This is a genomic window from Naumannella huperziae (assembly GCF_054073625.1).
Window position 1 is genome coordinate 2,834,576 of record NZ_JBSXPH010000001.1, and the last position, 26,424, is coordinate 2,860,999.

31 protein-coding genes are annotated in these 26,424 nt (G+C 71.7%); 12 read left to right on the plus strand and 19 right to left on the minus strand.

Annotated elements, in window-relative coordinates:
* Positions 1-6 precede the first annotated feature (6 nt).
* The 6 genes from rlmN to rpsB all read right to left on the minus strand — a co-directional run bounded on the left by rlmN (position 7) and on the right by rpsB (position 5,357).
* Positions 7-1,152: a 23S rRNA (adenine(2503)-C(2))-methyltransferase RlmN gene (gene rlmN, locus ACXDC7_RS13505; RefSeq protein WP_459222430.1), complete on the minus strand. Its 1,146-nt coding sequence runs from the start codon at positions 1,150-1,152 to the stop codon at positions 7-9.
* Positions 1,149-2,045, minus strand: a complete 897-nt coding sequence (locus ACXDC7_RS13510; RefSeq protein WP_179445942.1) for a phosphatidate cytidylyltransferase — start codon at positions 2,043-2,045, stop codon at positions 1,149-1,151. The genes rlmN and ACXDC7_RS13510 overlap by 4 nt, the downstream gene beginning before the upstream one ends.
* Positions 2,045-2,599, minus strand: coding sequence for a ribosome recycling factor (gene frr, locus ACXDC7_RS13515; RefSeq protein WP_179446627.1), 555 nt, complete (start codon positions 2,597-2,599; stop codon positions 2,045-2,047). Before frr ends, ACXDC7_RS13510 begins: the two co-directional genes overlap by 1 nt.
* Before the next feature lie 79 nt (positions 2,600-2,678).
* On the minus strand, positions 2,679-3,386 hold the full coding sequence (pyrH, locus tag ACXDC7_RS13520) for a UMP kinase (RefSeq protein ID WP_179445941.1): 708 nt from the start codon (positions 3,384-3,386) through the stop codon (positions 2,679-2,681).
* A gap of 183 nt (positions 3,387-3,569) precedes the next feature.
* Positions 3,570-4,382, minus strand: coding sequence for a translation elongation factor Ts (gene tsf, locus ACXDC7_RS13525; RefSeq protein WP_179445940.1), 813 nt, complete (start codon positions 4,380-4,382; stop codon positions 3,570-3,572).
* A 39-nt stretch (positions 4,383-4,421) separates the two neighbouring features.
* Entirely contained in the window at positions 4,422-5,357 is a 936-nt protein-coding gene (rpsB, locus tag ACXDC7_RS13530) for a 30S ribosomal protein S2 (protein ID WP_179445939.1), read from the minus strand.
* Between the two features lie 321 nt (positions 5,358-5,678).
* Here rpsB and ACXDC7_RS13535 point away from each other — a divergent pair, with 321 nt between their 5' ends.
* A complete protein-coding gene (locus ACXDC7_RS13535) occupies positions 5,679-6,650 on the plus strand; it encodes a peptidoglycan DD-metalloendopeptidase family protein (RefSeq protein WP_459222431.1) in 972 nt (323 codons plus the stop codon).
* A 64-nt stretch (positions 6,651-6,714) separates the two neighbouring features.
* Here ACXDC7_RS13535 and ACXDC7_RS13540 read toward each other — a convergent pair whose 3' ends face one another.
* Positions 6,715-7,599, minus strand: coding sequence for a tyrosine recombinase XerC (locus ACXDC7_RS13540; RefSeq protein ID WP_459222839.1), 885 nt, complete (start codon positions 7,597-7,599; stop codon positions 6,715-6,717).
* A 125-nt stretch (positions 7,600-7,724) separates the two neighbouring features.
* On the opposite strand from ACXDC7_RS13540, the gene ACXDC7_RS13545 reads away from it, so the two are divergent.
* The 3 genes from ACXDC7_RS13545 (at position 7,725) to ACXDC7_RS13555 (ending at position 10,244) form a co-directional block, all read left to right on the plus strand.
* A complete protein-coding gene (locus ACXDC7_RS13545) occupies positions 7,725-8,816 on the plus strand; it encodes a lactonase family protein (protein ID WP_459222432.1) in 1,092 nt (363 codons plus the stop codon).
* A 122-nt stretch (positions 8,817-8,938) separates the two neighbouring features.
* Entirely contained in the window at positions 8,939-9,547 is a 609-nt protein-coding gene (def, locus tag ACXDC7_RS13550) for a peptide deformylase (protein WP_179445935.1), read from the plus strand.
* 76 nt (positions 9,548-9,623) lie between these two features.
* Positions 9,624-10,244 (plus strand): LysE family translocator, encoded by a 621-nt coding sequence (locus ACXDC7_RS13555; RefSeq protein WP_459222433.1) that lies wholly within the window; start codon positions 9,624-9,626, stop codon positions 10,242-10,244.
* A gap of 34 nt (positions 10,245-10,278) precedes the next feature.
* Here ACXDC7_RS13555 and ACXDC7_RS13560 read toward each other — a convergent pair whose 3' ends face one another.
* Positions 10,279-11,691, minus strand: coding sequence for a GntP family permease (locus tag ACXDC7_RS13560; RefSeq protein ID WP_459222840.1), 1,413 nt, complete (start codon positions 11,689-11,691; stop codon positions 10,279-10,281).
* Positions 11,684-12,565: a TrmH family RNA methyltransferase gene (locus ACXDC7_RS13565; protein WP_459222434.1), complete on the minus strand. Its 882-nt coding sequence runs from the start codon at positions 12,563-12,565 to the stop codon at positions 11,684-11,686. The genes ACXDC7_RS13560 and ACXDC7_RS13565 overlap by 8 nt, the downstream gene beginning before the upstream one ends.
* A 33-nt stretch (positions 12,566-12,598) precedes the next feature.
* Between ACXDC7_RS13565 and ACXDC7_RS13570 the strand changes: the two genes are divergently transcribed.
* A complete protein-coding gene (locus ACXDC7_RS13570; RefSeq protein WP_343045971.1) occupies positions 12,599-13,135 on the plus strand; it encodes a YbaK/EbsC family protein in 537 nt (178 codons plus the stop codon).
* Here ACXDC7_RS13570 and ACXDC7_RS13575 read toward each other — a convergent pair whose 3' ends face one another.
* Entirely contained in the window at positions 13,136-13,960 is an 825-nt protein-coding gene (locus ACXDC7_RS13575) for an ABC transporter ATP-binding protein (RefSeq protein ID WP_459222435.1), read from the minus strand.
* An 83-nt stretch (positions 13,961-14,043) separates the two neighbouring features.
* Between ACXDC7_RS13575 and ACXDC7_RS13580 the strand changes: the two genes are divergently transcribed.
* Positions 14,044-14,766 carry a hypothetical protein gene (locus tag ACXDC7_RS13580; RefSeq protein ID WP_459222436.1) on the plus strand — a complete coding sequence of 241 codons (723 nt, stop codon included), beginning with the start codon at positions 14,044-14,046 and terminating at the stop codon, positions 14,764-14,766.
* A 37-nt stretch (positions 14,767-14,803) separates the two neighbouring features.
* Here ACXDC7_RS13580 and fabI read toward each other — a convergent pair whose 3' ends face one another.
* Both fabI and fabG read right to left on the minus strand, forming a co-directional pair.
* Positions 14,804-15,574, minus strand: coding sequence for an enoyl-ACP reductase FabI (fabI, locus tag ACXDC7_RS13585; RefSeq protein WP_179445929.1), 771 nt, complete (start codon positions 15,572-15,574; stop codon positions 14,804-14,806).
* Positions 15,575-15,631: 57 nt separating this feature from the next.
* The gene (gene fabG, locus ACXDC7_RS13590; RefSeq protein ID WP_459222841.1) at positions 15,632-16,324 is read right to left on the minus strand and encodes a 3-oxoacyl-[acyl-carrier-protein] reductase; all 693 of its coding nucleotides are present in this window, start codon (positions 16,322-16,324) and stop codon (positions 15,632-15,634) included.
* A gap of 110 nt (positions 16,325-16,434) precedes the next feature.
* Here fabG and ACXDC7_RS13595 point away from each other — a divergent pair, with 110 nt between their 5' ends.
* Positions 16,435-16,824: a DUF3099 domain-containing protein gene (locus tag ACXDC7_RS13595; protein WP_459222437.1), complete on the plus strand. Its 390-nt coding sequence runs from the start codon at positions 16,435-16,437 to the stop codon at positions 16,822-16,824.
* Positions 16,821-17,024 (plus strand): hypothetical protein, encoded by a 204-nt coding sequence (locus ACXDC7_RS13600; protein ID WP_179445927.1) that lies wholly within the window; start codon positions 16,821-16,823, stop codon positions 17,022-17,024. The genes ACXDC7_RS13595 and ACXDC7_RS13600 overlap by 4 nt, the downstream gene beginning before the upstream one ends.
* 9 nt (positions 17,025-17,033) lie before the next feature.
* Here the strand turns inward: ACXDC7_RS13600 and moaA are convergent, their stop codons facing one another.
* Complete coding sequence (moaA, locus tag ACXDC7_RS13605; protein ID WP_459222438.1) at positions 17,034-18,050, minus strand: GTP 3',8-cyclase MoaA; 1,017 nt, start codon at positions 18,048-18,050, stop codon at positions 17,034-17,036.
* A gap of 126 nt (positions 18,051-18,176) precedes the next feature.
* Between moaA and ACXDC7_RS13610 the strand changes: the two genes are divergently transcribed.
* The 4 genes from ACXDC7_RS13610 to ACXDC7_RS13625 are packed head-to-tail and all read left to right on the plus strand — an operon-like array spanning position 18,177 to position 20,831.
* Positions 18,177-18,467, plus strand: a complete 291-nt coding sequence (locus ACXDC7_RS13610) for a DUF6457 domain-containing protein (protein WP_179445925.1) — start codon at positions 18,177-18,179, stop codon at positions 18,465-18,467.
* Between the two features lie 23 nt (positions 18,468-18,490).
* Positions 18,491-19,267 (plus strand): SURF1 family cytochrome oxidase biogenesis protein, encoded by a 777-nt coding sequence (locus ACXDC7_RS13615; protein ID WP_179445924.1) that lies wholly within the window; start codon positions 18,491-18,493, stop codon positions 19,265-19,267.
* A gap of 2 nt (positions 19,268-19,269) precedes the next feature.
* Positions 19,270-20,031: an SDR family oxidoreductase gene (locus ACXDC7_RS13620; protein WP_179445923.1), complete on the plus strand. Its 762-nt coding sequence runs from the start codon at positions 19,270-19,272 to the stop codon at positions 20,029-20,031.
* Complete coding sequence (locus ACXDC7_RS13625) at positions 20,028-20,831, plus strand: putative RNA methyltransferase (RefSeq protein WP_179445922.1); 804 nt, start codon at positions 20,028-20,030, stop codon at positions 20,829-20,831. Before ACXDC7_RS13620 ends, ACXDC7_RS13625 begins: the two co-directional genes overlap by 4 nt.
* A gap of 80 nt (positions 20,832-20,911) precedes the next feature.
* Here the strand turns inward: ACXDC7_RS13625 and ACXDC7_RS13630 are convergent, their stop codons facing one another.
* From ACXDC7_RS13630 to ACXDC7_RS13655, 6 genes are all read right to left on the minus strand, one after another.
* A complete protein-coding gene (locus ACXDC7_RS13630; RefSeq protein WP_459222439.1) occupies positions 20,912-21,541 on the minus strand; it encodes a helix-turn-helix domain-containing protein in 630 nt (209 codons plus the stop codon).
* 171 nt (positions 21,542-21,712) lie between these two features.
* Positions 21,713-22,993, minus strand: a complete 1,281-nt coding sequence (locus ACXDC7_RS13635) for a GNAT family N-acetyltransferase (RefSeq protein WP_179445920.1) — start codon at positions 22,991-22,993, stop codon at positions 21,713-21,715.
* Positions 22,994-23,036: 43 nt separating this feature from the next.
* Entirely contained in the window at positions 23,037-24,635 is a 1,599-nt protein-coding gene (locus ACXDC7_RS13640; RefSeq protein WP_179445919.1) for an ABC-F family ATP-binding cassette domain-containing protein, read from the minus strand.
* A 128-nt stretch (positions 24,636-24,763) separates the two neighbouring features.
* Positions 24,764-25,174, minus strand: coding sequence for a rhodanese-like domain-containing protein (locus tag ACXDC7_RS13645; RefSeq protein WP_459222440.1), 411 nt, complete (start codon positions 25,172-25,174; stop codon positions 24,764-24,766).
* Positions 25,175-25,362: 188 nt separating this feature from the next.
* A complete protein-coding gene (locus ACXDC7_RS13650; RefSeq protein WP_459222842.1) occupies positions 25,363-25,770 on the minus strand; it encodes an OsmC family protein in 408 nt (135 codons plus the stop codon).
* 50 nt (positions 25,771-25,820) lie between these two features.
* A complete protein-coding gene (locus tag ACXDC7_RS13655) occupies positions 25,821-26,423 on the minus strand; it encodes an AAA family ATPase (protein ID WP_179445917.1) in 603 nt (200 codons plus the stop codon).
* Position 26,424: the final 1 nt, after the last annotated feature.

The window sequence follows — 26,424 nt, forward strand, 5'->3', positions numbered from 1 at the left end:
GCGACTTCACGACCCGGTCGCGGCGAGCTGCCCGCACGCGCCGTCGATCTCGCGGCCGCGGGTGTCGCGAACCGTGACCGGTACGCCCCGAGCCGCCAGTCGCCGGACGAACTCGGCCTCGTCCTCGGGCCGCGATGCGGTCCACTTCGAGCCGGGTGTCGGGTTCAGCGGAATCAGGTTCACGTGCACCCAACCCCAGCTCCCGTCGGCCTTGGTGCCGCGCCGCTTCAGCACATCGGCGAGCAGGTCGGCGCGGTGCGCCTGGTCGTTGATGTCCTTGATCAGCGCGTACTCCACCGATACCCGGCGCTTCGTCGCCCGGGCGTACTCCCAGGCCGCGTCGACGGCCTCGCCGACGTTCCAGCGGTTGTTCACCGGGACCAGCTCGTCGCGCAACTCGTCGTCCGGGGCGTGCAGCGACAGGGCCAGGGTCAGCGGCAGGCCCTCCGCGGTCAGCCGGTGGATCGCCGGCACCAGGCCGACGGTGGAGACGGTGATGCCGCGCGCGCCGATGCCGAGCCCGTCCGGCGCGGGCGTGGTCATCGCCCGCACCGCGCCGATCACCGACTTGTAGTTGGCCAGCGGCTCCCCCATCCCCATGAAGACGATGTTGCTGACCCGGCCGGGCCCGCCGGGAATCTCACCGGCGCGCAGCGCCCGGGCGCCGTCGGTGACCTGCTCGACGATCTCCGCGGTGGACATGTTGCGCTGAAGGCCGCCCTGCCCGGTCGCACAGAACGGGCAGGCCATCCCGCAGCCGGCCTGCGACGAGACGCACATGGTGGTGCGGTTCGGGTAGCGCATCAGCACGCTCTCCACCAGCGCGCCGTCGTGCAGCTTCCACAGCGTCTTCACGGTGGTGCCGTTGTCGGTCTGCATCCGGCGTACCGGGTCGAGCAGCCGCGGGAAGAGCTGCTCGGCGAGCTCGGTACGCAGTACCGCCGGCAGGTCGGTCCAGGACCGCGGGTCGTCGTTCAGGTGCTCGAAGTAGTGGCGCGAGAGCTGCTGCGCGCGAAACCGGGGCAGGCCGGCGGCCTGCACCGCCTCGATCCTCGCCTCGGGATCGAGATCGGCCCAGTGCCGTGGCGGCTTGCCACGGCGGGGTGCCTCGAACACCAGCGGCAGCGCGGTGCGTCCTTCGGTCATCGTCATCCTCCAGGAACGAAGATCAGCATGATCAGCCACGCCACCGGGGCTGCCAACAACAGCGAGTCGAGCCGGTCCATCACGCCACCGTGGCCGGGCAGGAAAGAGCTCATGTCCTTGATCCCGATGTCGCGCTTGATCAGCGATTCGACCAGATCGCCGCAGGCGCCGGCCAGAACCAGCGCCACGCCGAGGATCGCCCCGACCCACCACGGCTGGCCGAGGAACAGCGTCATCATCGCGACCGCGCCCGCGGTGCCGAGGACGAGTGACCCGGCGAAACCCTCCCACGACTTCTTGGGGCTGATCCGGGGCGCCATCGGGTGCCTGCCGAAGACGACGCCCACGGCGTACCCTCCGGTGTCGGCCAGCACGATCACCACCAGGAAGGTGATCACCCGCAGCGGGCCCTGGTTGCCGGCCAGCATCATCGACGCGAACGCGCCGAGCAGCGGGATCCAACCGATGATCAACATGCTGCCCGCGACGTCGCGGAGATAGCCGTCGGCGCCGCGCGGCATCCGCCAGACCAGGCTGGCCAGGACCGTCAGCCCCAAGATGGCGAGCATCCAGGTGTTGGTACTGACCCGGTGTTCCAGATTCGCCTGGTAGGAGCCGATGATGATCGCGACCGTGCCGACCACGATCGGCACGATGGCGGCGTGGATGCCGATCCGTCGCATCGCCTGCCACACCTCGACGGTGCCCAGTGCGAGCGCGACGGCCATCAGCAGCACGAAGCCCAGGTTGAACCAGCCGAGTGTCACCACCAGGGCGACGAACAGGCCGACGCCCACGCCGATCGCCGCGGGCAGGTTGCGACCGGCCCGGCCGTGATCACGGACCGGGATCGCGTCGGGCGGCGGGTGATCCGCCGGGTCGTCTCCGGGTGGGGTCATCAGACCTCGAGCAGCTCGGCTTCCTTGTTCTTCAGCAGCTCGTCGATCTGGTCGGTGTACTTCTTGGTCCGCGCGTCGAGGTCCTTCTCGGCCCGGGTCACCTCGTCCTCGCCGACCTCCTTGTCCTTGACCAGCTTGTCGAGGGCATCCTTGGCCTGGCGGCGGGAGTTGCGGATCGCGACCCGGCCCTCCTCGGCCTTGGTCTTGGCGAGCTTGGTGTACTCCTTGCGGCGCTCCTCGGTCAGCTCCGGCAGCGAAACCCGGATCTGGTTGCCGTCGGTGGCCGGGTTGACGCCGAGATCGGAATCGCGGATCGCCTTCTCGATGCCGTTGGTCGCATTGGTGTCGAACGGCGTGATCAGCACCATCCGCGCATCGGCGACCTGGATGGAGGCAAGCTGCTGCAGCGGAGTCTGCGTACCGTAGTAGTCGGCCGTGATCTTGGCGAACATGCCGGGGTGCGCACGGCCGGTGCGGATCGCGGCGAACTCCTCCTTGGTGTGCGCCACGGTGGACGACATCCGGGAATCGGCCTCTTGGATGGTGTCGGCGATCACGCTCGTTCCTTTCGTCTGCTCGTCTCGGTGCCGGGATTGTTTCCCGCACCGCATCGGGTACGCGGGAGGCCGCGCCTCAGGCGTGCACCGTCGTTCCGATCTTCTCACCCGCCACCACGCGGCCGATGTTGCCCGCGGTGTCGAGGCTGAAGAAGACCATCGGCAGCTTGTAGTCGCGAGCCATCGAGATCGCGGTGGCGTCGGCGACCTTCAGGTCCCGGGCGAGGTACTCGTCATAGCTCAGGTCGTCGAACTTGGTCGCACCCGGGGTGGTGCGCGGGTCGGCATCGTAGACGCCGTCGGTGCCCTGCTTGCCCATCAGCAACACCTCGGCGCCGATCTCCAGCGCGCGCTGCGCCGCGACGGTGTCGGTGGAGAAGTACGGCATCCCGGATCCGGCGCCGAAGATCACCAGCCGACCCTTCTCCAGGTGTCGCTCGGCGCGCCGCGGGATGTAGGGCTCGGCGACCTGGCCCATCGCGATGGCGGTCTGCACGCGGGTGGCGATGCCTTCCTTCTCGCAGAAGTCCTGCAGGGCAAGGCAGTTCATGACCGTGCCGAGCATGCCCATGTAGTCGGCGCGGTCGCGGTCCATCCCGCCCTGCTGCAGCTCGGCGCCGCGGAAGAAGTTGCCGCCGCCCACCACCACGGCGACCTGGACGCCGCTGCGTACCACATCGGCGACCTGCCGGGCGATGCTGGCGACGACCTTCGGATCGACGCCGACGGCACCGCCGCCGAACACCTCACCGGACAGCTTCAGCAGGACGCGCCTGTACGCCATCGATTCTCCCTCGCCAGTTCCGGACACTGCCGCCCATCATCGCGCAGGCAGTCGCGCGGAGACAATTTGGCGACTCGGCGGCCGCCGCCCGCCGGGATGCGTCTGCCTCCCGGATGCGGAACGGGCGCCGTGGGTCTCCCCACGACGCCCGTCCCGGCGTACCGATCGAACGACCCGCTCGAATCAGGCGCCCGCCTCGAAGCGGACGAACCGCTTCACGGTGACGCCGGCGGCCTCGAGCTGCTGGCCGACGGTCTTCTTGTCCTCCGAGACCGACGGCTGCTCCAGCAGGACGTGGTCCTTGTAGAAGGCGTTGACCTTGCCGTCGACGATCCGGCTGATCGCCTGCTCCGGCTTGCCTTCCTCGCGGGCGGCGGCCTCGGCGACCTTGCGCTCGCCATCGACGACATCGGCGGGAACCTCGTCCCGGGTCAGGTAGGTCGGGCGCATCGCCGCGACCTGCATCGCCACGGCGCGGACCGCGTCGGCGTCGGCGCCCTCGTACTCGACCATCACGCCGACCTGCGGCGGCAGGTCGGAGGCGCGGCGGTGCAGGTAGACCGCGGTCGGGCCGTCGAAGTAGGCGGCATTGGTGACCTCGAGCTTCTCGCCGATCTTCGCGGCGAGCTGCTGGACGGCGTCGGCGACGGTGGAACCGTTGACCTCGGCGGTGTTCAGCGCCTCGACGCTGTCGGCCTTGGCGGTCGCAGCCGCGGCGGCGATGTCCTCGGCCAGCTTCATGAACTCGTCGTTCTTGGCGACGAAGTCGGTCTCCGCGCCGAGCTGGACCAGCGCCTGGCCCGAGTTGGCGACGAGCCCGTTGCTCGCCTCGCGCTCGGCGCCGCGCTTGGCGGCCTTGGCCTGGCCGCTGACGCGCAGCAGCTCGACGGCCTTGTCGTGGTCGCCGTCGGCCTCGGTGAGGGCCTTCTTGGCGTCCATCATCCCGGCGCCGGTGGCGTCGCGGAGCTTCTTGACGTCAGCAGCGGTGACTGCCATGCGTACTCCCCTTTGGTGAAGGTTGGGTGGATGAGGTGATCAGTCGTTCTGGCTCGGGGTCGGCTCCGCGGGCGCGGCGACGTCGACGCTCTCGTCGGAGACCGGGCCCTTGTTCGAGGGGTTCTCCTCGGTGGCCTCGACCAGGGCCTGGGCGTCCGGGTCGTTCAGCGCCGGGGTGGCGCCGGAAGCGTCGGCGGCGGTCTCGCCGTCGGTGCCCTGGCCCGCCAGCAGCTCGCGCTCCCACTCGGCCATCGGCTCGTTCTCCTCCGAGCCGGTCTGCGCGCCGGAGCGCGCCATCAGGCCGTCGGCGACGGCGTCGGCGAGCACGCGGGTGAGCAGCGCGACCGAGCGGATCGCGTCGTCATTGCCCGGGATCGCGTAGTCGACCTCGTCGGGATCGCAGTTGGTGTCGAGGATCGCGATCACCGGGATCTTCAGCTTGCGGGCCTCGTCGACGGCCAGGTGTTCCTTCTTGGTGTCGACGATCCACACGGCCTGCGGGGTGCGGGCCATGTCGCGGATGCCGCCCAAGGTCTTCTCCAGCTTGTCCTTCTCGCGCTTGAGGCCGAGCAGTTCCTTCTTGGTCAGGCCGGTGTCGCCGCCGGTCTCGAGGTCCATGCCCTCGAGCTCCTTCAGCCGCTGGATCCGCTTGATCACGGTGTGGAAGTTGGTGAGCATGCCGCCCAGCCAGCGCTGGTTGACATACGGCATGCCGACCCGGGTGGCCTGCTCGGCGATGGCCTCCTGGGCCTGCTTCTTGGTGCCGACGAACAGCACCTGACCGCCGCGGCCGACGGTGTCCTTGACGAAGGCATAGGCCTTGTCGATGTAGTTCAGCGACTGCTGCAGGTCGATGATGTAGATGCCATTGCGCTCGGTGAAGATGAAGCGCTTCATCTTGGGGTTCCAGCGTCGGGTCTGGTGCCCGAAGTGAACGCCACTCTCCAGCAGTTGGCGCGCGGTGACGACGGCCATGGCCGTTCCTCCTCGTTCCGGCGCCCGTGCGCGGGCGCCCTCAGTTGGTCGGCACCGGCAGGTCGCCGGCACCCCTGACGCGGGCGCAGCACGAACCCTCGACGAATGCTCGGCGTGGGACTGAGCCATGCTGCCCGGCGTGACCGGGAACCCGCATGCGAAGTCGATCCGTAAGGATCGCTGCGACGAGTCTACGCGGCCGCGCGCGGACCGCGCCAATCCGCGGGATCCGGGTTGTCCACAGGGCGCGCGACCGGTGCCGATTGTCCACAGATCGCGGCCCGGCCGACAATCGGCGCCGCGGCGCGGCGATGGTCTGGCATGACCGTTCCGTCGCGCTCCGGGTACGCCATCGCGCTGGTCCTGCTGGCCGTGATCGGCCTGACCGGGGCCGGCCTGCCGCCCGGCGCCTGGCCCCTCGACGGCCCGGTGGTGCGCGAGTTCGACCCGCCAGCGAAGGACTGGCAGCCCGGGCATCGCGGTCTCGACCTCGGCGCGAGTCCCGGCACCACCGTCTCGGCGGCCGCCGCCGGGCGGGTCTCCTTCGTCGGCCGGATCGCCGGCCGGGACGTGCTGGTGATCGACCACGGCGACGTCAGGACGACCTACGAGCCGGTCCGGGCGAGCGTCGCGGTCGGCGATCGGGTGGACCTCGGCGACCCGGTCGGCGAGCTGCAGGCCGGACACCCCTGCGGCGCTGCGGCCGCCTGCCTGCACTGGGGGCTGAAGCGCGGCGATGCCTATCTCGACCCCCGGGACCTGCTCGGCTCCGATCCGGCCCGCGGCGACGTGCGGATGTTGCCGGGCGATGCCCGCAAGCGCGCGGAGGAGGCGGCGCGGGCCCGTCACGAGCAGGCGCAGGCCGGGGGCGGGCTCGGCCGGCCCAGCCCGCCGGGCGAGCACGGGTTCTCCATGCCGGTGCCGGGCCCCGTCACCTCGCCGTTCGGGATGCGGGTGCACCCGATCACCGGTGTCCGCAAACTGCACGACGGCACGGACTGGGGCGCCGGCTGCGGTACGCCGATCCGGGCTCCGTATGCGGGGACGGTGACGACCGTGACCTTCACCGGCGCCTGGGGCAACCGGTTGATCCTGGACCACGGGATGGTCGACGGGCGCGCGGTGCGGACGTCCTACAACCATGCGCTCGGCTACACCGTGCGACCCGGCCAGCGGGTCGCCGCGGGCCAGGTGATCGGCCGGGTCGGCAGCACGGGCTATTCGACCGGCTGCCACCTGCACCTTCAACTGTGGCTCGACGGGGGGATCGTGGACCCGCTCTCCTGGTTCTGAGCTGCCCCGTTCTGAGCTGCCCGGTTCTGAGCTGCCCCGTTCTGATCCGACCGGTGCTGGCCGGTCAGGCGCGCGGGTGGGCCTGCTCGAAGGCCGCCCGCAACCGCTCGGCGGTGACATGGGTGTAGATCTGCGTGGTGGCCAGTGAGCTGTGGCCGAGGATCTCCTGGACACTGCGCAGGTCGGCGCCGCCCTCCAGCAGGTGGGTCGCCATCGCGTGCCGGAGCCCGTGCGGGCCGAGGTCGGGGGCGCCCGGCACGGCGGCGAGGGCCCGGTGCACGATCCGGCGTACCACCCGCTGATCGATCCGGCCGCCGCGATCGCCGACGAAGACCGCCGCACCGGCGCCCTCTCCGGCCAGTTCCGGCCGGACCGCCAGCCACTGCTCGAGCGCCCGCTGCGCGGGCGCGCCGATGGGCACCGTGCGTTCCTTCGCCCCCTTACCGAGAACGCGCAACGTTCCGCGGGCGGGATCGATGTCACCGAGATCGAGCCCGCACAGTTCCCCGACCCGGATCCCGCCGGCATACAGCACCTCGAGGATGGCGGCGTTGCGGCGGCCGGCCGGTCCCCCGTCGCGCGCGTGATCGAGCGCGGCGGCCAGCAGCTCGCCGGCGCGCCGCTGGTCCAGGGTCGCCGGCAGGCGCCGCGGCCGCTTCGGCGAGCGCAGCGCCTCGGCCGGGCTCTGCCCGATCTCGCCGGTCGCCGCCAGCCAGCGGAAGAAGGTTCGCACCGACGCCGCCCGGCGCTGGACCGTCGCGCGCCCGGCGCCCATGCTCTGCTGTCGGGCGAGCCAGCTCCGCAACGACCGCAGTCCGGCCGTGGCCGGAGTCTCCCCCAACCGGTCCAGGTGTTCCAGCAGGCCCGAGGCATCGCCCAGATAGGCCCGGACGGTGTGCGCGGAGAGCTGCCGCTCCGCCGCCAGGTGCGCCCGATAGGCAGCCAACAGCGCCGCGTGCCGCTCGGGCGCGGCCGCGCCCGGATCGGCCGCCGGCTCGCCCTCGGTCACCCGGCCAGTCTGCCGTGCGGTGCGCCGAATCCCGTGCGGCACGCGGACGTGGTATCCACGTGTCCATGACGTTGGGTGACGCGACGGTGGTCGTCGGGGGCTACACGAGCAACAACCACGGCGACGCCCGCGGGATCACCGGCTACCGGGTCGAGCCCACGGCGGAGGCCGTCGACATGCTCGAACTCCCGGTGCTGGCCGCGGAGTCGCCCAGCTACCTGGTGTCCCATCCGAACGGTCGCTGGCACTACGCGGTCGGCGAGGGCGACAACTCCGAGCTCACCCTGTTCGGCGTGGAGCGCGACGCCCTGCGCCGCGGCGGATCCGTGCGCACCGGCGCAGCCGGGGCGTGCCACCTCGCGCTGACCACGGACGGCACCCACATCGTCGTCGCCCACTACACCGACGGCCTGGTCACCAGTCATCGGATCGGACCGGACGGTGCACCGGGCCCGGTGCTGGGCACGCACCGGTTCACCGGCTCGGGCCCGGACCCGGATCGCCAGTCGGTCCCGCACGCGCACCAGGTGGTGCCGTTCGGCTCGGAGATCCTCGTGGTCGATCTCGGCACGGACCGCATCCACCGGCTCGCGCTCGACAGCTCCGGCCGGTTCAGCGAATCGGGTCATCCGATCCCGGTGCCCGCCGGGTCCGGTCCGCGGCACCTGGTGGTCGACTCGACCGACCGGCTGATCGTCGCCTGCGAGCTGTCGGCCCAGGTCTTGTTGCTGCGCCACGACGGGCGGGAGTGGCGGGTGCGCGACGCGGTGTCGGCGACGACCAGTTCCCGGCACTGCCAGCCGTCGGCCATCCGGCTGCGCGGCGATGACGTGTTCGTCGCCAATCGCGGCCCTGACACCTTCGCCGTGCTCGACCTGGACCGCGACGAGGATTCGCTCACGCTGCTCACCGAGGTGCCCGTCGCGGGCCGCTGGCCGCGGGACCTGGTCGTCCACGAAGACCAGGTCTGGGTGGCCTGCGAGCGGTCGGACGCGGTGTCGGTGTTCCGCGACGCCGAGGAACTCGACGAGGAGCTCGGCGGCGCCGACGAGGACATCGAGTGGCTGCTGGACTTCCGGTTCGCAAGCCCCAGCCCGGCCTGCGTGTTGCTGGTGCCGCGGCCGGATCCGAGCGCCACGCCCACCCGCGACGGCTAACATTGGGCGCCGCGCACGCGCGGCGTACCGCGCCGCCCATGCGCGGTGTACCGCCCGAGCACCCGGAGAAGGCCCACCTGCCCGACGAAAGGTCCCCGTTGTCCGATGAACTCGATGTCCCGATGACCTCGACCGACCTCACCGGCGGCGGGCGTGTCCGACCCATCACCCGCTGGGGCGCCCCCGTCATGCATGCCCCGACGACGCCGGTGACAAAGTTCGACGACGAGCTGCGCGAGCTGGCCCGCGACATGTTCGCGACGATGGCGGCCGCGTCCGGCGTGGGGCTTGCCGCAACCCAGGTCGGGCTCGGGTTGTCGATCTTCGTCTACGACTGCCCCGACGAGGACGAGGTGAATCGGGTGGGGGTGCTGTGCAATCCCGTGGTCGAGCTGCCGACCGGCAAGGAACGGCACCTGGAAACGGCCGACGAGGGCTGCCTGTCGCTGCCCGGCGCGTACGCGGAACTGGCCCGGCCCGATCACGCGATCGCGCGCGGCCAGGACGAGTTCGGCAATGACGTGGAGATCGTCGGCACCGGGCTGCTCGCGCGCTGCCTGCAGCACGAGACCGATCACCTCAACGGCATCGTCTTCGGCGACCGGCTGCGCGGCAAACTCCGCAAGGGCCTGTACGCCGCACACGAGGAACTGTCCGAGCGCTACCCCGCCGACTGGCCGGTGCACCCCGCGCGGCGGCCGACCCCGGCAGACGCGGAGTCCGACGGCTGAGGCGTGCGGCAGGATCACTGTCCGCGCTGGCTGAAATGGTGCTGGTCACACCGATCCGGGGTCCTAGGCTCGTCTCATGGTCACCGAGACGTTGCTGCCCTATCTGGCAGTGGTGCTCGCCGTGGTGCTGGTGCCCGGCGCGGATTTCACGATCGTGCTGCGCAACACCGTGATCGGCGGCCGGGGACGCGGGCTCGCGACGTCCGCGGGGGTTGCGGCCGCGTCGATGCTGCAGGGACTGGCGGCCGCGGCCGGGCTCGGTGCGTTGATCATGGCCAGCCACACGCTGTTCGCCGCGGTCAAGTGGCTCGGCGTGGTCTACCTGTGCTGGCTCGCGGCGCAGGCGCTGATCAGCGCGAGGCGCGGCCGCTATCGCGATCCGGCGGCGAGTGCCGCGCCGTCGCGCTGGGCCGGGTTTCGGCAGGGCTTCCTGGGCAATGCGACGAATCCGAAGATTCTGATCTTCTACCTTGCGCTGCTGCCCCAGTTCCTGACGCCGGGCGCGCCGATCTGGATCGGCATCGCCTACGCCTGGCTGCTACCGGTTATCGGCACCACCTGGTTGGTGATCATCGTGTTCGCAGCGGTGCGCGCCAGGGCGCTGTTGCTGCGCAGCCCGGTGCGGCGCGCCGTGGATGCGCTGACCGGCGTGGTGCTCGGGGCATTCGCGCTACGCCTGGCGACCGAGCGGTCCTGACCGGACCCGCGCCGGCGGACCTCGGCAGCCATGATCACCCGGCGAGCCCACCGGCGAGTACGAAGATCACCGCCGAGATGGCAAACCCGAGCAGCCCCATCGCGCCCTGCAACAGGGTCCAGGTCGCCAGCGTCTGCTTCATGTCGAGTCCGAAGAACCGACTGACCAGCCAGAACCCGGAGTCGTTGACGTGGCTGAAGCCCACCGAGCCGGCGGCGGTGGCGAGCACGATCGCCGCGATCTCGACCGCGTTGTAGCTTCCCGCCGCGACCACCGCCGACATCAGCGAAGCGGCCGTGGTCAGGGCCACCGTCGCCGAGCCCTGGGCCAGGCGTACCAATTGCGCGATCAGGTACGCCGCGACGATCACGGGCAGTCCGATGCCGTTCAGGGACTCGGCGAGCGCGTCGCCGATCCCGGTCGCGCGCAGCACCCCGCCGAACATCCCGCCGGCCCCGGTGACCAGGACGACGGAGCAGATCGGGCCGAGCGCGGAGTCGGCGATCTTCTCCACCAGCGTCCCCGGCTTGCCCATCCCCCAGCCGAGCACCGCCATCGACACCACGACCGTGATCAACAACGCGATCGGGGTTGCACCGAGCGTCCGCAGGGTCGCGACCCAGGGCTGGGCGAGGAATGCCTCCCGGTCGGGCTGCATCGCCGAGGCCATGTTCAGGCCCGTGTTCAACAAGATCAGTAGCAGCGGAAGCAGCAACAGGGCGAGCACCCGCCCGACCGAGGGATTCGACTCGAAGCTCTCGTCCTCGGACCGGGTGCCGTCGAGGAGAGTGGGCACGGGCACGTCGAACCGCCGCCCGAGCCGGCTGCCGAGCAGCACGCCGACCACGTACCAGACCGGGATCGCCACGACCAGGCCGAGCAGCAGCACCAGACCAACGTCGGCGCCGTAGATCGCTGATGCCGACACCGGCCCCGGATGTGGCGGCAGGAAGATGTGCATCGTGCTGAAGGCGATGGCCGACGGCAGCGCGATGGACAGGAACGATCCGCCGACCCGGCGCGCGACGGCGTAGATGATCGGCATCATCACCACCAGTCCCGCGTCGAAGAAGATCGGGAAACCCATCAGCAGGCTGGTCAGCGACAGCGCGAATCCGGCGCGCCGTTCCCCGAAGATCGCGATCATCCGATCGGCGAGTACGCGCGCCCCGCCCGAGGTCTCGATCATCCGGCCCAGCATCGCGCCGAGCGCGACCAGCAGCATGACGCTGCCCAGGGTGGGATTGAAGCCGTACTCCAGGGCGTCGACGAGTTGGTCCGGCGGGATCCCGGCGGCCACGGCGGTGAGCACGCTGGTCGCCATCAAGGCGATGAAGGCGTGCACCTTGAACGCCATGATCAGCACCAGCAGCAGCCCGATCGCGGCGACGGCCAGCGCGAGCAGGCCCGCCGTGCCGAGCTGCCAACTCAGCGTCAGCTCATCCATCACTCCCCCGATCCCCAGTTCGGCCCCGATCCCCGCTCCCGCCCCGATCCCCGGTGGCATAGAACGCCACCGCCGAGCTCGCCGCAACGTTCAGCGAGTCCACCCCGTTCAGCATCGGGATCCTCACCCGCGCATCGAGCAACCGGTCCGCGCCCGGACTCAACCCGTGGCCCTCCGTGCCGAAGACCAGCGCCAGCCGAGGATGATCGCCGGCGACCAGTTCGTCCAGGGTGAGCGCACCCTCGCCGAGCGACATCCCGGCAACCAGATAGCCGGCCTCGCGCAGCCGCGCGACACCGGCCGGCCACGGCTCGATCCGCGCCCACGGCACCTGCAGCACCGCGCCCATGCTGACCTTGATCGAGCGGCGGTAGAGCGGGTCGGCGCAGCGCGGCGAGACCAGCACGGCATCGACTCCGAGCGCGGCTGCCGAGCGGAACACCGCGCCCACATTGGCATGATCGACCAGATCCTCCAGCACGGCGATCCGGGAGCGTCCCGGCGCGGCCAGCAGGTCGGCGACGGCGTACCGCTGCTCGCGATGCAGCGAGGCCAGCGCGCCGCGATGCACGTGGAATCCCGTCACCCGCTCGGCCAGCTCCTCGGTGACCACCAGCACGTCAGTCGCCGGCCAGCGGTCCAAGACATCGCGCAGGGAGTCCAGCCAGCGTTCGGCGAGCAGGAACGACCGCGGCCGATAGCCCGCCTCGACCGCGCGCCGGATCACCTTCTCCCCCTCGGCGATGAACAGTCCCTCCGCAGACTCCAGATGCCGGCGCAGCGACGTGTCGCGCAGGGCGACATAGTCGGCCAGGCGCGGATCGGCGGCATCGGCGACGGTGATCAACGGCACCGGGTCATGCTGCCACGTCACGGCGCCCGCCCGGACGTGCCTAGGATCGGGCGGGTGAACGCACCGCAACTCGGCACCCTGGACTGGCACGACCTGGCGACCACCACGGAGCTGGTCGCAGCGCCGGTGGCGGCGGCCGCCCCGCCGGGGCCCGCGTGGGTGGCGCCGATCGACGCCGAGCTGGCCGACACCGCGGCATTCTGCGAGCGCTACCAGGTGCCGCTCGGGGCATCGGCGAACTGCGTGATCGTCGAGGGGCGCCGCGGCGAGCAGACCACCCACGCCGCGGTGCTGGTGCTGGCCACCCATCGCGCCGATGTGAACAAGACCGTCCGCAAGCATCTCGGGGTACGCAAGATCAGCTTCGCGCCGATGGAGACCGCGACCTCGCTGACCGGCATGGAGTACGGCGGGATCACCCCGATCGGCCTGCCGGCGGACTGGCCGGTCCTCGTCGACGAGGCCGTCGCGGCGGCCGGGCCGGTGGTGATCGGCGCGGGCGTGCGTGCCGCCAAGATCATGATCGACGGCGCCGACCTCGCGCGGCTGCCGGGCGCCGAGGTGTTGGCGCTGGCCCAGCCGACCGATTGATCAACGAGCGGCGGTACGCCGGGTGAATCGAGCGCTGCCGTTGGGGACGGCGCGGGCCGCCCACCGACCGTCGGATTCGGTCAACGCCAGCGGCAGGCCGAAGGTCTCCGACATGTTCGCATCGGTCAGCGTCTCGCGCAGCGGCCCGCTCGCCACGATCCGGCCGCCGCGCAGCAGCAGCGCGTGGGTGATGCCGAGCGGGATCTCCTCGACATGGTGGGTGACCAGGACCTGGGCGGGTGCCCGGGTGTCGAGCGCGAGCCGCGACAGCGTACCCACCAGGGACTCGCGCCCGGCCAGATCGAGCCCCGCGGCCGGCTCGTCGAGCAGCAGCAGCTCGGGATCGCTCATCAGGGCCCGGGCGACGAGGACCCGCTTGCGCTCGCCCTCGCTCAGCGTGGAGAAGGTCCGCTCGGCGAGGTGGGCGACGCCGACCTGGTCCAGCAGCTCCCGCGCACGCTCGTGGTCGAGTTCCTCGTACTCCTCGCGCCACCGACCGAGCACGGCATAGGACGCCGAGACCACCACATCGGTGACCTTCTCCCCGCGGGGCACCTTGTCCGCGAGTGCGGCCGAGGTCATCCCGATCCGCGGGCGGAGCTCGAAGACATCCGTCGCGCCGAGGATCTCGCCGAGCAGGTCCACCATCCCGCCGGTCGGATGCAGATGGGCGCCCAGAACCTGGAGCAGCGTGGTCTTGCCGGCGCCGTTCGGGCCGATCACGACCCAGCGGTCGGACTCGTTGATCTGCCAGTCGATGTCGGCCAACAGCTCCGCCCTGCCGCGGATCACACTGACGCCGACGAGCTCGGCCACTTCTGCCATGCGCGCGAACCTACCAAGGCCGGCCGGGCCGGCTCGGCCTCCACCCCGACCGGGCGCCGGAGGCCCCGGACTACGCTGGCCGGGTGCATGCCCTGGCCGCCGCGATCCGGCTGACGGCGCAGTTGAATCTGCTGCGTACCACCGCGACCAGCGTCGAGGTGACGGCGCGCGCGGTGACCGGCGACGACCCGGCCCATCATGTGGTCGACCCCGCCGGCATCCTCGGCCTGGACCCGCTGAACGCGGTCGAACTCGACACCGCACTGGCCGCCACCCGGTTGTTCGCGCCGGGCCCTTGGCTGCTCGCGGTTCCCCGCGCCGGTGCCCCCGGGCTGCTGCGCGGGCCGGCGGCGCTGAACTCGGCCGCGATCGAGGCCGGCGCCGCGGTCGTCGCCGAGCAGGGACGGTGCGCGTTCGTGCCCCAGTCGGTCGGCAATGCGGTGCAGTGGCGCATCCACGACGCCGCCCCGCCTGCCCCCGACCCCGGCCCGTACGAGGCCGAGCGCGCGCTGAGCGAGGCGGTACTCGCCGCTGCCCGGGTGCTGGACGAGATCGGCGGTGCCGGCGGGGAGCGCCCGGCGAGCCCGGCGGGTCTGCTGCCGGCGGCCTATCCGGCGCGGTCGCGGCGCGCGGCCGACCGGGCGGCCGGGTTGTTGGTCGCCGCCGAGGCCGGCCTCGACGGCGCGTCGGCGGCGTGGTCCAGCCATGCGGTGGAGGTACGCTCCCGCGAGCTGCGGGCCCTGCGCGATGCCGCCGCGGAGGCGCTGTGCGCCGCGGTGGCCTGGCCGGGCGACCGGACGGGGTAGACGTTCCGGCGGGAACGTCGTGGTGGTACGCCGCCGCTCAGGCGCCCATCGCGTGCAGGCCGCCGTCGACGTGCAGGATCTCGCCGGTGGTGGCCGGGAACCAGTCGCTGAGCAGCGCGACGACCGCCTTCGCGGTGGGCTCGAGATTCTTCGAGTCCCAGCCGAGCGGCGCCCGCTCGCCCCAGATCGCGTTGAACTCGTCGGCACCGGGGATCGCCTGCTTGGCCAGCGTGTCCAGCGGGCCGGCGGCGACCAGGTTGGATCGGATGCCGTCGGCGCCGAGATAGCGGGCGAGATACCGATTGACCGATTCCAGGGCGGCCTTGGAGACCCCCATCCAGTCGTAGACGGGCCAGGCCAGGCTGGCATCGAAGGTCAGCCCGACCACGGAGGCATCCTCCGCGAGCAGCGGCCGGCAGGCGTTGACCAGGCTGACCAGCGAGTACGCCGAGACCTGCACCGCGCTCGCCACGTCCGGCCAGGGCGTGGACAAGAACTTGCCCCCGAGCGAGGTCTCCGGGTTGGCGAAGGCCACCGAGTGCACCACCCCGTCGACGCGGTCCAGGTGCTCGCCCAGCGCGGCCGGCAGGCCGGCGAGGTGGTCGGCGTCGGTGACGTCCAGCTCGATCACCGGCGGCGTCGGGTCCAGCCGCTGCACCACCCGCTGGGTGAGCCGGAGCGCGCGGCCGAAATTGGAGACCACGACGCTGGCGCCCTGCTCCTGGGCGATCCGGGCCACCTCATAGGCGATGGAGGTGTGCTTGGTCAGGCCGGTGACGAGGATCTGCTTGCCCTCGAGGATTCCCATGTCGAACTGTGCCCTTTCCTGCTGATCTGCCCTACTGGTCTGCCCCTACTGGTCGCTTCAGTGCCCCATCCCGAGGCCGCCGTCGACGGGCAGCACGGCGCCGGTGATGTAGCCCGCATCCGGCCCGGCAAGGAAGCGCACGGCGCCCGCGACATCAGTGGCCGCGCCCATCCGGCCGAGCGGGATCTGCTCGGCGTACCCGCGGACCAGATCCTCCGACAGCTCCGCGGTCATGTCCGTCTCTATGAAGCCCGGCGCCACCACATTGGCGGTGACACCGCGCGAACCGAGCTCGCGGGCGATCGAGCGGGCCATCCCGACCAGCCCCGCCTTGGAGGCCGCGTAGTTCACCTGCCCGGCCGAGCCGAGCAGGCCCACCACCGAGGAGATGAAGATGATCCGACCGAACCGCTTGCGGATCATCGGCCGCGCCGCCCGCCGCGCGACGCGGAACGCGCCGGCCAGATTTGCCTGCACGACGGCGTCGAAGTCCTCATCGCTCATCCGCAGCAGCAGCCCGTCGCGGGTGATACCGGCATTGGCGACGACGACCTCCACCGGGCCGAGCTCGGCCTCGACGGTGGCGAATGCCTGTTCGACCGACTCGGGGTCGGTGACATCGCACTGCACGCCGAGCACGCCGTCCGGGACCTCTCCCGAGCGGTGCGTGGCGGCGACCCGGTGGCCGTACGCCGCGAACTCCTCGGCGATCACGCGACCGATCCCGCGGTTGCCGCCGGTCACCAGCACCGTCCGGGGCTGCTCGCCGAATCGGTCCTCGGCGGCGGCAGCGGCGCCGCGGCCCTCCTCGTCAGGCGTCGAATTCACAGGCCCGAGGCTAGCGGACGTAGGCTGGCCGGGTGGCCCGACGAAACGCGCGGCGGCCCGTGCTCGTCACGTCCGCCCCGACCTCACCCGCGGTGGAGCGGCGGCACCGCGAGGTGCGGTACGCCATCACGATGGGCATCCGGATGGTCTGCTTCTTGTTGATCATCGTCGTCCCGGGCTGGTGGAAGGCCGTGATGCTGGCCGGCGCCGTGATCCTGCCCGCGATCGCCGTGATCGCCGCCAATGCCGTCGACCGGCGCGCGGAGCAGCCCGCCCCTCGGGCCGCCGATCCCGGTGACGGGCGGGCGATCGCGACGGGCCCGGTGCTGCGCGCCGACGAGACCGATGATCTCGTCAATGAGACCAATGATCCCGCCGACGAAACCGATGATCCCGCCGACAAAGCCGGGGGCCACCGATGAGCGAGACGCCGACGGAGGACGCGATCTGTTCGGCGAAGGGTTGCCGCCGGGCGGCCGAGTTCGACCTCGCCTGGAACAACCCGAAGCTGCACACCCCCGAGCGCCGCAAGCACTGGCTCGCCTGTGCCGAGCATCGCGAATCCCTGGACCGCTTCCTGTCGGCGCGGGGCTTCCTGCGCGAGGTCGGGCCGATCGCCTGACCGGCCGGCTCAGCCGCCGATCGCCGACATCGGCCGCTCCGGCTGCAGGAAGCCCGGATCGTCGATGCCGTGCCCCGCGCGCTTGCCGGCCACCGCGGACAGCCAGCGCCGCGCCAGCTCCTCGTCGTCGGCCCCGCCGCGCAGCGCCGATCGCAGATCGGATTCCTCCCGGGCGAACAGGCAGTTGCGGATCTGCCCGTCCGCGGTCAGCCGGACCCGGTCGCAGTTGCCGCAGAACGGGCGGCTGACCGAGGCGATCACGCCGACCCGGGCATCGGTGCCCTCGACCCGGAACAGCTCGGCGGGCGCGCTCCCGCGGGCCAGCCGGTCGGCCGGATCCTCCACCAGCCGGAACCGGGTCGCGATCCGCGCATGGATCTCGTCGGCGGTGATCATCTCGGTCCGGCGCCAGCCGTGCTGGGCATCCAGCGGCATCTGCTCGATGAAGCGCAGTTGGACGCCCTCGCCGATCGCCCACTCCACCAGATGGGCGGCCTCATGATCGTTCACCCCGCGCATCAGCACGGAGTTGATCTTGACCGGGTGCAGGCCGGCGGCGACCGCGGCGCGGATCCCGGCCAACACATCGGGCAGCCGCCGCCGGCGAGTCAGCGTGGCGAAGGTCTGCGGGTCGAGGGTGTCGAGTGAGATGTTCAGCCGGTCCAGCCCGGCCCGGGCGAGCTCCTCGGCCCGCTTGGCCAGCCCGATCCCGTTGGTGGTCAACGCGATCCGCGGCCGCGGCCGCAGCGCGTCGATGCCGGCGACAATCTCGATCAGGTCGGGACGCAGCAGCGGCTCGCCACCGGTCAGGCGTACCGAGGTGATCCCGAGCCGCTCCACCCCGACCCGGATCAGCCGCGTCAGCTCGGCATTGGTCAGCAACTCCTCGCGATCCAGCCAGGGCAGTCCTTCGGCCGGCATGCAATAGGTACAGCGCAGATTGCAGCGGTCGGTCAGCGACACCCGCAGGTCGGTCGCGACGCGACCGAACCCGTCGACGAGGGGCAACCCGGACCGTGCAGCCATGCCGGCCAGTCTAGGCGCGCGGTCCCGGGGCCGTGATCGGCGCCGCGCGGGCCCATGTCATGATCGCAATGCGGGCGCGGTACGCCAGATCGCCCCCAGGACCGCGAGACGGACGACGGAGGACAGATGTCGGCTGAGACCAACACGCTGAACGGCTGGCTGGGCGAGGTGTGTGCCGTCCTCGATCTCGCCGAGGACGAGTTGGACGAGGACGCCCGCCACATCCTGCTCGACCTGACCCGGGACGCGGCGCACCAGGTGATCCGGCCGGCCGCGCCGCTCACGGCGTACCTGATCGGGCTGGCGGTCGGCCGCGGGGCGACGTTGAGCGCCGCGTCGGCGAAGGTGCAGCTCGCCCTGAGCTCCGCTGCGCCGGAGGAGCCGGACGAGACCGAGGAGCGGGAGTCCGGCACCTAGAGTCCGGCACCTAGAGTGGGTCCGTGCGTCGCCTGATCCTGCGCTGGCTCGCCCTGCTGGCCTTCGTTGCCGTGGTGGCGACCGCCTGCGTGCTGCTCGGGCGCTGGCAGCTCAGCCGGCTCGAGGAGCGGCAGCAGACCAATGACCGGCTGCTGGCCCGGGAGGCCGCCGAGCCGGTACCGGGCGAGGATATCTTCGGCGCCCCGGTGACCGAGGCCCAGCAGTGGCAGCGGGTCGAGCTGACCGGTCGCTATGACGCCGCGAACCAGTTCGTGATCCGGCTCCGCACCCGGGCAAGCGTGCCCGGCGTCGAGATCGTCGCCCCGCTGCGCACCGCCGACGGGACGGTGGTGCTGGTCGACCGTGGCTTCCTCGCTGCCCCACGCAACGCCCCGGCGCCGGCGGCGCCCCCGCCACCGGACGGGGAGGTCCGGGTGATCGGGTTCGTCCGGGTCGACGAACAGGGACCGGTCGAGGCGATCACCCCGGTCGACGGCCAGGCCCGGCTGGTGAACGCCCGCGGCCTGGCCGGCGCGCTGCCCTATCCGGTCGCCGACGGCTGGGTCGCGCTGCAGTCCTCGGACCCGGCCGAGCCGGAGCTGGCGCCGCTGCTGTTGCCCGAGCTGTCCGACGGTCCGCATTTCTGGTACGCCGTGCAGTGGTTCATGTTCGGCTCGATCGGCCTGCTCGGGCTCGTCGTCTTCATCCGCGCGGACCTGCGCGACCGCCGCGCCCAGCGGGCCGAGCGCGCCCGGTCGGCCGCGCCGGAGCGGCAACCCCAACCCACCGCAGGAGGCTGATCATGGATCTGGGACTGACCGACAAGGTGTTCGTGGTGACCGCGGCGAGCGCGGGCCTCGGCCTCGCCACCGCGCGGGTGCTGGTCGCCGAGGGCGCCCGGGTGGTGCTGGTGGCGCGCCGCGAGCAGGCCCTCGCCGAGGCGGTGGCCGAGCTCGGGCCCGAACGGGCAGCGGCGGTGGCCGGCGACCTGGCCACCCCGGAGCTGGCGGGGCAGGTCTGCCGCTTCGCCGTGCAGCAGTGGGGCCGGCTGGACGGCGCGCTGATCAGCGTCGGCGGCCCGCCCCGTGGGGCCGTGCTGGAGATGACCGACCAGGAGTGGCGACAGTCCTTCGACACCGTGTTCCTGCCGGCCCTGCGGATGGTCCGCGATGTGGTGACCTTCGGCACCGCCGATGATCTTGCGATCGGCGTCGTGCTGTCGACGTCGGTGCGGGTGCCGCTGCCCGGAATGGCGATCTCCAATGGGCTACGGCCGGGGCTGGCGATGCTGATCAAGCAGTTGGCCGACGAGCTCGGCCCGGAGGGTACGCGGATCCTCGGCCTGATGCCGGGCAGCATCGAGACCGAGCGGTTGGCCGAGCTGATGGCGGCCGAGCCCGACCCCGAGCAGGCCATCGCCCGCGCGGCCTCGCGGATCCCGCTGCGGCGCCTCGGGCGGCCCGAGGAGTTCGGGCGGGTGGCTGCGTTCGCCCTGTCACCGATGGCCTCCTATGTGACGGGTTCCATGATCGCCATCGACGGCGGCTCCCTGCGTACCCCGTGACCGCGCTCGCGCGCCTGGCAGGGGCGCTGCGCTGTCCGGTGTGTGCGGGCGCGCTGGCCGTCGCCGACCGGTCGCTGTGCTGCGGGCTCGGCCACAGCTTCGACATCGCCCGGCAGGGGCATGTCAATCTGACCGGGCGTGCCGCGCCGGGCCATGCCGATACCGCCGAGATGGTCGCCGCCCGCGCCCGCTTCCTCGATACCGGCGCGTACGCGCCGATCGCCGCGGCGCTGGTCGAACGCGCTCCGGAATCCGGGCTCGCCGTGGACGCGGGCGCCGGACCCGGCTGGTACGCCCGACAGATCCTGCAGGCCCGACCGGCGCTGTCTGCTCTCGCGCTCGACGTCTCCCCCGCCGCGGCCCGCACGGCCGCCCGCGCCCATCCCCGCCTGGCGGCGGTCGTCGCCGACACCTGGCGCGACGTACCGGTCGGTGATCGCCGCGCCGACCTGATCACCTGCGTCTTCGCGCCGCGCAATGTCGGCGAGTTCGCCCGGGTGCTGCGACCCGGGGGGCTGCTGCTGATCGTCACGCCCGGACCCGATCATCTGGCCGAACTGCGAGATCGTGAGCAGATGCTGGGCATCGAGCCGGCCAAGCTGGACCGGCTGGACACGGCCCTCGGCGCCGACTTCGAGATCACCGATCGATCTACCGTGCGCGGTCGGCTCGCGCTCGACCGCGATCAGGTACGCGATCTGATCAACATGGGGCCGAACGCCTTCCACGCCGCCGCCGATGATCCGGAGCCGATCGTCACCGGCCTGGCCGTCGAGGTGACGACGGCCCGACGGCGCTGATCGAACGCCGAACGGCCGGGTCGGCGCACGAGACGAGGGCCCGGCGGCGCCATCCGACGCCGCCGGGCCCTCGTGCCGAATCAGCGGGAGGCGCGCTTGCGCGCGGTCGCCTTCTTCGCCGTGGTCTTCTTCGCCGTGGTCTTCTTCGCGGCGGTCTTCTTGGCGGCGGTCTTCTTGGCCGGGGCCTTCTTGGCGGTGCTCTTCTTCGCCGTCGACTTCTTCGCCGGCGCCTTGGCGGTCGTCTTCTTGGCGGTCGTCTTCTTGGCGGCGGCCTTCTTGGTCGTCGTCTTCTTCGCCGTGGTCTTCTTGGCGGCGGTCTTCTTGGCCGGGGCCTTCTTGGCGGTGCTCTTCTTCGCCGTCGACTTCTTCGCCGTGGTCTTCTTCGCCGCGCCGCGGGTCGCACCGCCGCGGCCGCGCAGGTCCACGCCGGCCTCCTTCAGCACGCCGTGCACGAATCCGTAGGAACGGCCCGCGTCATCGGCGATCGACCGGATGCTCTCACCGGCCTTGTAGCGGCGGGCGAAACCCGCGGCCAGGCTGTCGCGCTGCCCGCCGGTGATCCGCGCGCCCTTGGCCAGGGAGGCGGTGGCGGCCCGGCCGGTGGACTTGCGGGCCGGGGCCTTCTTGGTCGTGCTGCGCGCGGGCGCCTTCTTGGCGGCGGCCTTGCGTGTGGTCGTTTTCTTGGTGGTCCGTCGGGTGGCTGTTGCCATGACTCCCCCTCGTGTTCGGGCGATCAGCAGATGAAGTTGGGAGGTTCGGCTGTCCGGCAGAGCAGCCGTCTTCCCACCATGATCAACCCAAAACGGGTCTCTGATCAAGATTTCGACGATATCGGCGTGTGGTGATCAGCGATCATCGGCCGATATCTGGTCGGAAACGGATCAGAAATGGGTGATTCCCCACACCGGCCCGGTTGCCGCGAACAACTGATCAAGCGACGCGGCGACGGACGGTCGGAGCTCGCGGATCAGGCCGGCGGCGGCCAGCACCGACGGGCGTACCCCGCCGAGACAGATCGATCCGAGGGCCGCCGCGTCCATCGCCGCGTCGGCCTCATCGTCGGTGCGGGTGACTTCGGCATCGCCGTCGGCGATCTTGATCCGGTAGCGACCGCCGACAAGATCAAGGGAGTCCTCGACCGCCAGCACGCAGGAACCCGTGGACTGCCAGGCCCGCGCAGTCAGCGCTGCCGGGACGTCCAGCATGCGCAACCAGACGTTCGCGTCCAGGCCGCGGACCCGATAGAGATCCGGCTCGGTGAGGGCGAAGCGCAACGGATCCTCGGTCGGGGCACTGCCCCAGCGGACGCTGTCGATCAGATCGACATGGCCGAGGAAATCCCACAGCGCAAGGTAGGCCCGCGGCGTCAGCGGCACCAGATCGCGGACGGTGATCTTGCCGAACTCGTCCGGATCGCGGCGCGCCTCCCAGGCCACGTATCCCTCGGGCTCACCGGACTCGGCGACGAAGATCGCGCCGCGTACCCGGCGGTTCTCCTCCCGCGACGACCAGTCCCACAGGCCGCTGACGTGGGTCGGGATGACGCTGAATCGCTGGACCGACCCGAGGGTCTGGGCGTGATAGCGGCGGAAGATCTCCCCCGCATGCTCCTCCAGGACGGCCGCATCGACCAGCACGACCTGCCCGCCGCCGTCCGGCGGTGTGTGCAGGGCGAAGCGGGAGTCGGTGGCGACCTCGATCTTCGCCTCGAAGGTGGCGGGACCGAACCCGAAGCGGCGATAGATGCCGCCCTCGGTGACGGTCAGCGCGGCAACCGGCAGCCCGGCGGCCTTCGCCTCGGCCAGTTCCGCGGACATCATGGTGCGCAACAGCCCGCGCCGCCGGTGCGACGGGCGTACCGTCACGTCGGTGATCAGGCGGGCCGGCAGCATCCGCCCGGCCCCGGCATTGATCGTCCCGTCGGTGCTGCTGAAGGTGGCGACCGGGCGGCGCGGATCGGCCGGCGCCGGGATGTCGTGATCATGCACCGCGCGCAGGGTGAACCCGTCGTCCAGCAGCCCCTGCAGTGATCTTCCGAGCGCCTCGTCGGTCAGCCGGTCCTGGTGGAATCCCTGACTGACGGCGCGCAGCCAGGCGACCGCCTCGGGATCCTCGGCGGGGTCGGCCGAACGCGGACGGAAGGTGCTCATCTGCAGATCCACGACCACCAACCTAGACGCCCGGCGGTGATCGGCCAACGGATGATCAGGCGAGCGCGACCAGATCGGAGTAGGTCGCGCTCCACAGATCCTCGTCGCCGTCGGGCAGCAGCAACACCCGGTCGGGCTGGAGTGCGTCCACGGCCCCCTCGTCGTGGGTGACCAGGACCACCGCGCCGGAGTAGGTACGGATCGCCTCCAACACCTCGGTCCGCGACGCCGGGTCCAGGTTGTTGGTCGGCTCGTCGAGCAGCAGCACGTTGGCCCCGGAGACCACCAGCATCGCCAGCGCGAGCCGGGTCTTCTCCCCACCGGAGAGCACGCCGGCCGGCTTGTCCACGTCGTCACCGGTGAACAGGAACGAGCCGAGGATCTTGCGCACCTCGGTGTCGTTCAGGTGCGGCGAGGCGCTGATCATGTTGTCCAGCACGCTGCGCGCGGTGTCCAGGGTCTCGTGCTCCTGGGCGTAGTAGCCGAGCCGCAGACCGTGACCGGGGACGACCTCGCCGGTGTCGGGATCCTCCATCCCGGCCAGGATTCGCAACATCGTGGTCTTGCCGGCGCCGTTCAGCCCGAGGATGACGACCTTGGAACCGCGGTCGATGGCAAGATCGACTCCGGTGAAGACCTCCAGCGAGCCGTAGGTCTTGGACAGGTCGTGCCCGGTCAGCGGGGTACGCCCGGACGGCGCCGGCTCGGGGAACCTGATCTTGGCGACCTTGTCGGCCACCCGCTCGCCCTCGATGCCGGCGAGCAGCTTGTCGGCGCGGCGGGCCATGTTCTGCGCGGCGACGGCCTTGGTCGCCTTGGCGCCCATCTTCGCCGCCTGGGTGCGCAACTGGTCGGCCTTGCGCTCGGCATTCACCCGCTCGCGGCGGCGGCGCTTCTCGTCGGTCTCGCGCTGGGCGAGATAGCGCTTCCAGTTCATCGAGTAGACGTCCAGCGCCGAACGATTGGCGTCCAGGTGGAACACCTTGGTCACCACGGCATCCAGCAGGCCGGTGTCGTGGCTGATCACGATCAGGCCGCCCGGGTAGGACTGCAGGAATCCGCGCAGCCAGGCGATGGAGTCGGCATCCAGGTGGTTGGTCGGCTCGTCCAGCAGCAGGGTCTCCGCGCCGGAGAACAGGATCCGGGCGAGCTCGATCCGGCGCCGCTGTCCGCCGGAGAGGGTACGCAGCGGCTGGTCGAGCACCCGATCCGGCAGCGCGAGGTTGCTCGCGATCCGGGCGGCCTCGGCCTCCGCGGCGTACCCCCCGCCGGCCTGCAGTTCCGCCTCGGCCCGGGCGTAACGGGCCATCGCCCGGTCGCGCTCGGCATCGTCGGCCGAGCCCATCTGCTCCTCCGCGGCGCGCAGCCGGCGCAGCACGCGGTCCAGGTCGCGGGCGGACAGGACCCGGTCGCGGGCGAGCACGTCGAGGTCGCCGGTGCGCGGGTCCTGGGGCAGGTAGCCCACCTCCCCGCCGGGACTGACGGTGCCCGCGGCCGGCGTGCCCTGGCCCGCCAGGATCCGGGTCAGCGTCGTCTTGCCGGCGCCGTTGCGGCCGACCAGGCCGATCTTGTCGCCCGCCGCGATCTGGAACGACGCGTTCTCCAGCAGCAGCCGGGCGCCGGCGCGCACCTCGAGATCGCGGGCAACGAGCATGATCGGGACAACCTTCTGGTGGTGACGTCGTGCGCCCCCCGGGTGTCGGGCGGACGGCAAACAGCACCAAGTTTCCCGCCTCCGGCGCCGAACACCAAACCGTTTCCGGGCGCGGGAGGCGCACCCCCTCAGCCGCGCAGGGGCAACCCGGCGGCGCGCCAGGCGGCGTACCCGCCGATCACGTCGGCGACATCGGCCACGCCGAGGCGGGCCAGCGCGCCGGCGACGCGGACCGACGCATTGCCCTGGGCGCAGAACAGGATCGGTCGGCTGCCGGCCAGCGCTCGAGCGAGCCAGGGCAGATCGGACGGGTCGGCGGCCAGCGCCTGCAGGCGCGGTGACGGCTCGCCGGCCAACTCGCGCAACCAGACCGGGCGCAGGTCGACGAGGAGGCCGTAGCCGTGCAGCGCCTCCTGGTAGGCCCGGCGCGCGCTGATCCGCTCGGTGGGCGCGCCCGGACCGCCCGGCAGGAACCGGGCGCCGCTGAACAGCGAGGTCTGGCGGACGGTCTCGCCCTGGGTGACGGGGCTGGTGATCATCTGGGTGTTCTCCGGGGTGTGGGCGCCGGGATGGGCGCGGGCTGTTGGCTGGGAATCAGGCGCGACAACAGCGACAACGCATTCGGCACGCCGACGGCGCGGCCGAGATCGCGGTGCGGGAGAACATGGCGCAACGATAGGCCGTCGCCCCGGCGGGCGTCATCGCCGTCCCGGTCGGCGAGACGGCCTCACTCGGCGCGCATGTCGACCGGTGTCGGCAGTTGCACGGTGCGGCTCACGGTGCACAGCCGGTCGCGGGACTGGCGGACCGCGGTCGGCAACGCCTCGCGCGCCCGGTCGCCGTCGGCGCCCTCGCCGAACCGCACCGTGAACACCACCTCGACCGGACCGAGGTGATTGCCGTGGGCCTCGCGCAGTTTCTCGGCGGCCGCACTGACCGCGAAGGCCTCCGGTTCGGCGCGGCGCGAGGTGAGCAGGTCGACATCGATCGCCGAGCACCCGGCGACCGCGGCGAGCAACAGCTCGACCGGGGTGAAATCGGCATCGCCCCCGCTGCCGATCGGCAGCGTGCCGCCGCGGGCATTGGTCGCGGTGTAGTGCCCGGCGGAATCGCGGGCGAGTTCGACGCGGCGCATCGCGTCGGTGGTCGGCTTCGTTGAATCGGTCACCCGGCCAGTCTGCCCGCTCAGAGCAGCGCGCCGACCCGGATGTGGGCCAGTTGCACCCGGAGCCGGTACGCCCGCGCGGCGAGCGGCCCGAGCGCAGGCCGGGCCAGCTCCAGCCCGAGCGCGGCCGCCACGGCCTCGACCACCTGGTCGATCGAGCGCCCGTCGGTCGGCACGGCCTCGGCGTACTCCGGGCGGCGCAGCGCGGCCACACACCGGTCGATCTGTTCCAGCGCCCACAGGTCGCGGCGCTTCCACTGCCGGACGGCGAGCCGCCGACGCAGCGTCTGTGGGCTCGCCTGCAGGGCGACGTGGCGGACGTCGTGCCCGGCGGCGCGCAGGCCGCCGACGATCTCGGCGAAGTACGCGTCGTCGACCAGGGTCATCGGCGCAATCACCGGCTGCTCGCGCCCACCATCGGCGCGGGCCAGCATCTCGGCCACCCCGGATCGCCACGCGGCGAATTCCTGGAAGTCCGAGCGCAGCGGCCCGGGCAGCATCCGCTGCAGGCCGAAGCCGGGCAGCTCGGGGTCGGCCACCCAGCCACGACCGAGGCGGCGGCGCAGCTCGTGCGCGGTCTGGGTCTTGCCGGCGCCGAACGCGCCGTTGACCCAGACGATCACC

What these genes read in the sequence shown, in the direction of transcription:
- ACXDC7_RS13545 (WP_459222432.1), top strand. Translation starts at nt 7,725, where the DNA reads ATGACGTTGGGTGACGCGACGGTGGTCGTCGGGGGCTACACGAGCAAC.
- tsf (WP_179445940.1), bottom strand. Translation starts at nt 4,382, where the DNA reads ATGGCAGTCACCGCTGCTGACGTCAAGAAGCTCCGCGACGCCACCGGC.
- pyrH (WP_179445941.1), bottom strand. Translation starts at nt 3,386, where the DNA reads ATGGCGTACAGGCGCGTCCTGCTGAAGCTGTCCGGTGAGGTGTTCGGC.
- ACXDC7_RS13650 (WP_459222842.1), bottom strand. Translation starts at nt 25,770, where the DNA reads ATGCGCCGCGTCGAACTCGCCCGCGATTCCGCCGGGCACTACACCGCG.
- rlmN (WP_459222430.1), bottom strand. Translation starts at nt 1,152, where the DNA reads ATGACGATGACCGAAGGACGCACCGCGCTGCCGCTGGTGTTCGAGGCA.
- ACXDC7_RS13560 (WP_459222840.1), bottom strand. Translation starts at nt 11,691, where the DNA reads ATGGATGAGCTGACGCTGAGTTGGCAGCTCGGCACGGCGGGCCTGCTC.
- fabI (WP_179445929.1), bottom strand. Translation starts at nt 15,574, where the DNA reads ATGGGAATCCTCGAGGGCAAGCAGATCCTCGTCACCGGCCTGACCAAG.
- ACXDC7_RS13555 (WP_459222433.1), top strand. Translation starts at nt 9,624, where the DNA reads ATGGTCACCGAGACGTTGCTGCCCTATCTGGCAGTGGTGCTCGCCGTG.
- ACXDC7_RS13600 (WP_179445927.1), top strand. Translation starts at nt 16,821, where the DNA reads ATGAGCGAGACGCCGACGGAGGACGCGATCTGTTCGGCGAAGGGTTGC.
- rpsB (WP_179445939.1), bottom strand. Translation starts at nt 5,357, where the DNA reads ATGGCCGTCGTCACCGCGCGCCAACTGCTGGAGAGTGGCGTTCACTTC.
- ACXDC7_RS13630 (WP_459222439.1), bottom strand. Translation starts at nt 21,541, where the DNA reads ATGGCAACAGCCACCCGACGGACCACCAAGAAAACGACCACACGCAAG.
- def (WP_179445935.1), top strand. Translation starts at nt 8,939, where the DNA reads ATGACCTCGACCGACCTCACCGGCGGCGGGCGTGTCCGACCCATCACC.
- ACXDC7_RS13535 (WP_459222431.1), top strand. Translation starts at nt 5,679, where the DNA reads ATGACCGTTCCGTCGCGCTCCGGGTACGCCATCGCGCTGGTCCTGCTG.
- ACXDC7_RS13620 (WP_179445923.1), top strand. Translation starts at nt 19,270, where the DNA reads ATGGATCTGGGACTGACCGACAAGGTGTTCGTGGTGACCGCGGCGAGC.
- moaA (WP_459222438.1), bottom strand. Translation starts at nt 18,050, where the DNA reads ATGGCTGCACGGTCCGGGTTGCCCCTCGTCGACGGGTTCGGTCGCGTC.
- ACXDC7_RS13575 (WP_459222435.1), bottom strand. Translation starts at nt 13,960, where the DNA reads ATGGCAGAAGTGGCCGAGCTCGTCGGCGTCAGTGTGATCCGCGGCAGG.
- ACXDC7_RS13610 (WP_179445925.1), top strand. Translation starts at nt 18,177, where the DNA reads ATGTCGGCTGAGACCAACACGCTGAACGGCTGGCTGGGCGAGGTGTGT.
- ACXDC7_RS13510 (WP_179445942.1), bottom strand. Translation starts at nt 2,045, where the DNA reads ATGACCCCACCCGGAGACGACCCGGCGGATCACCCGCCGCCCGACGCG.
- ACXDC7_RS13645 (WP_459222440.1), bottom strand. Translation starts at nt 25,174, where the DNA reads ATGATCACCAGCCCCGTCACCCAGGGCGAGACCGTCCGCCAGACCTCG.
- ACXDC7_RS13640 (WP_179445919.1), bottom strand. Translation starts at nt 24,635, where the DNA reads ATGCTCGTTGCCCGCGATCTCGAGGTGCGCGCCGGCGCCCGGCTGCTG.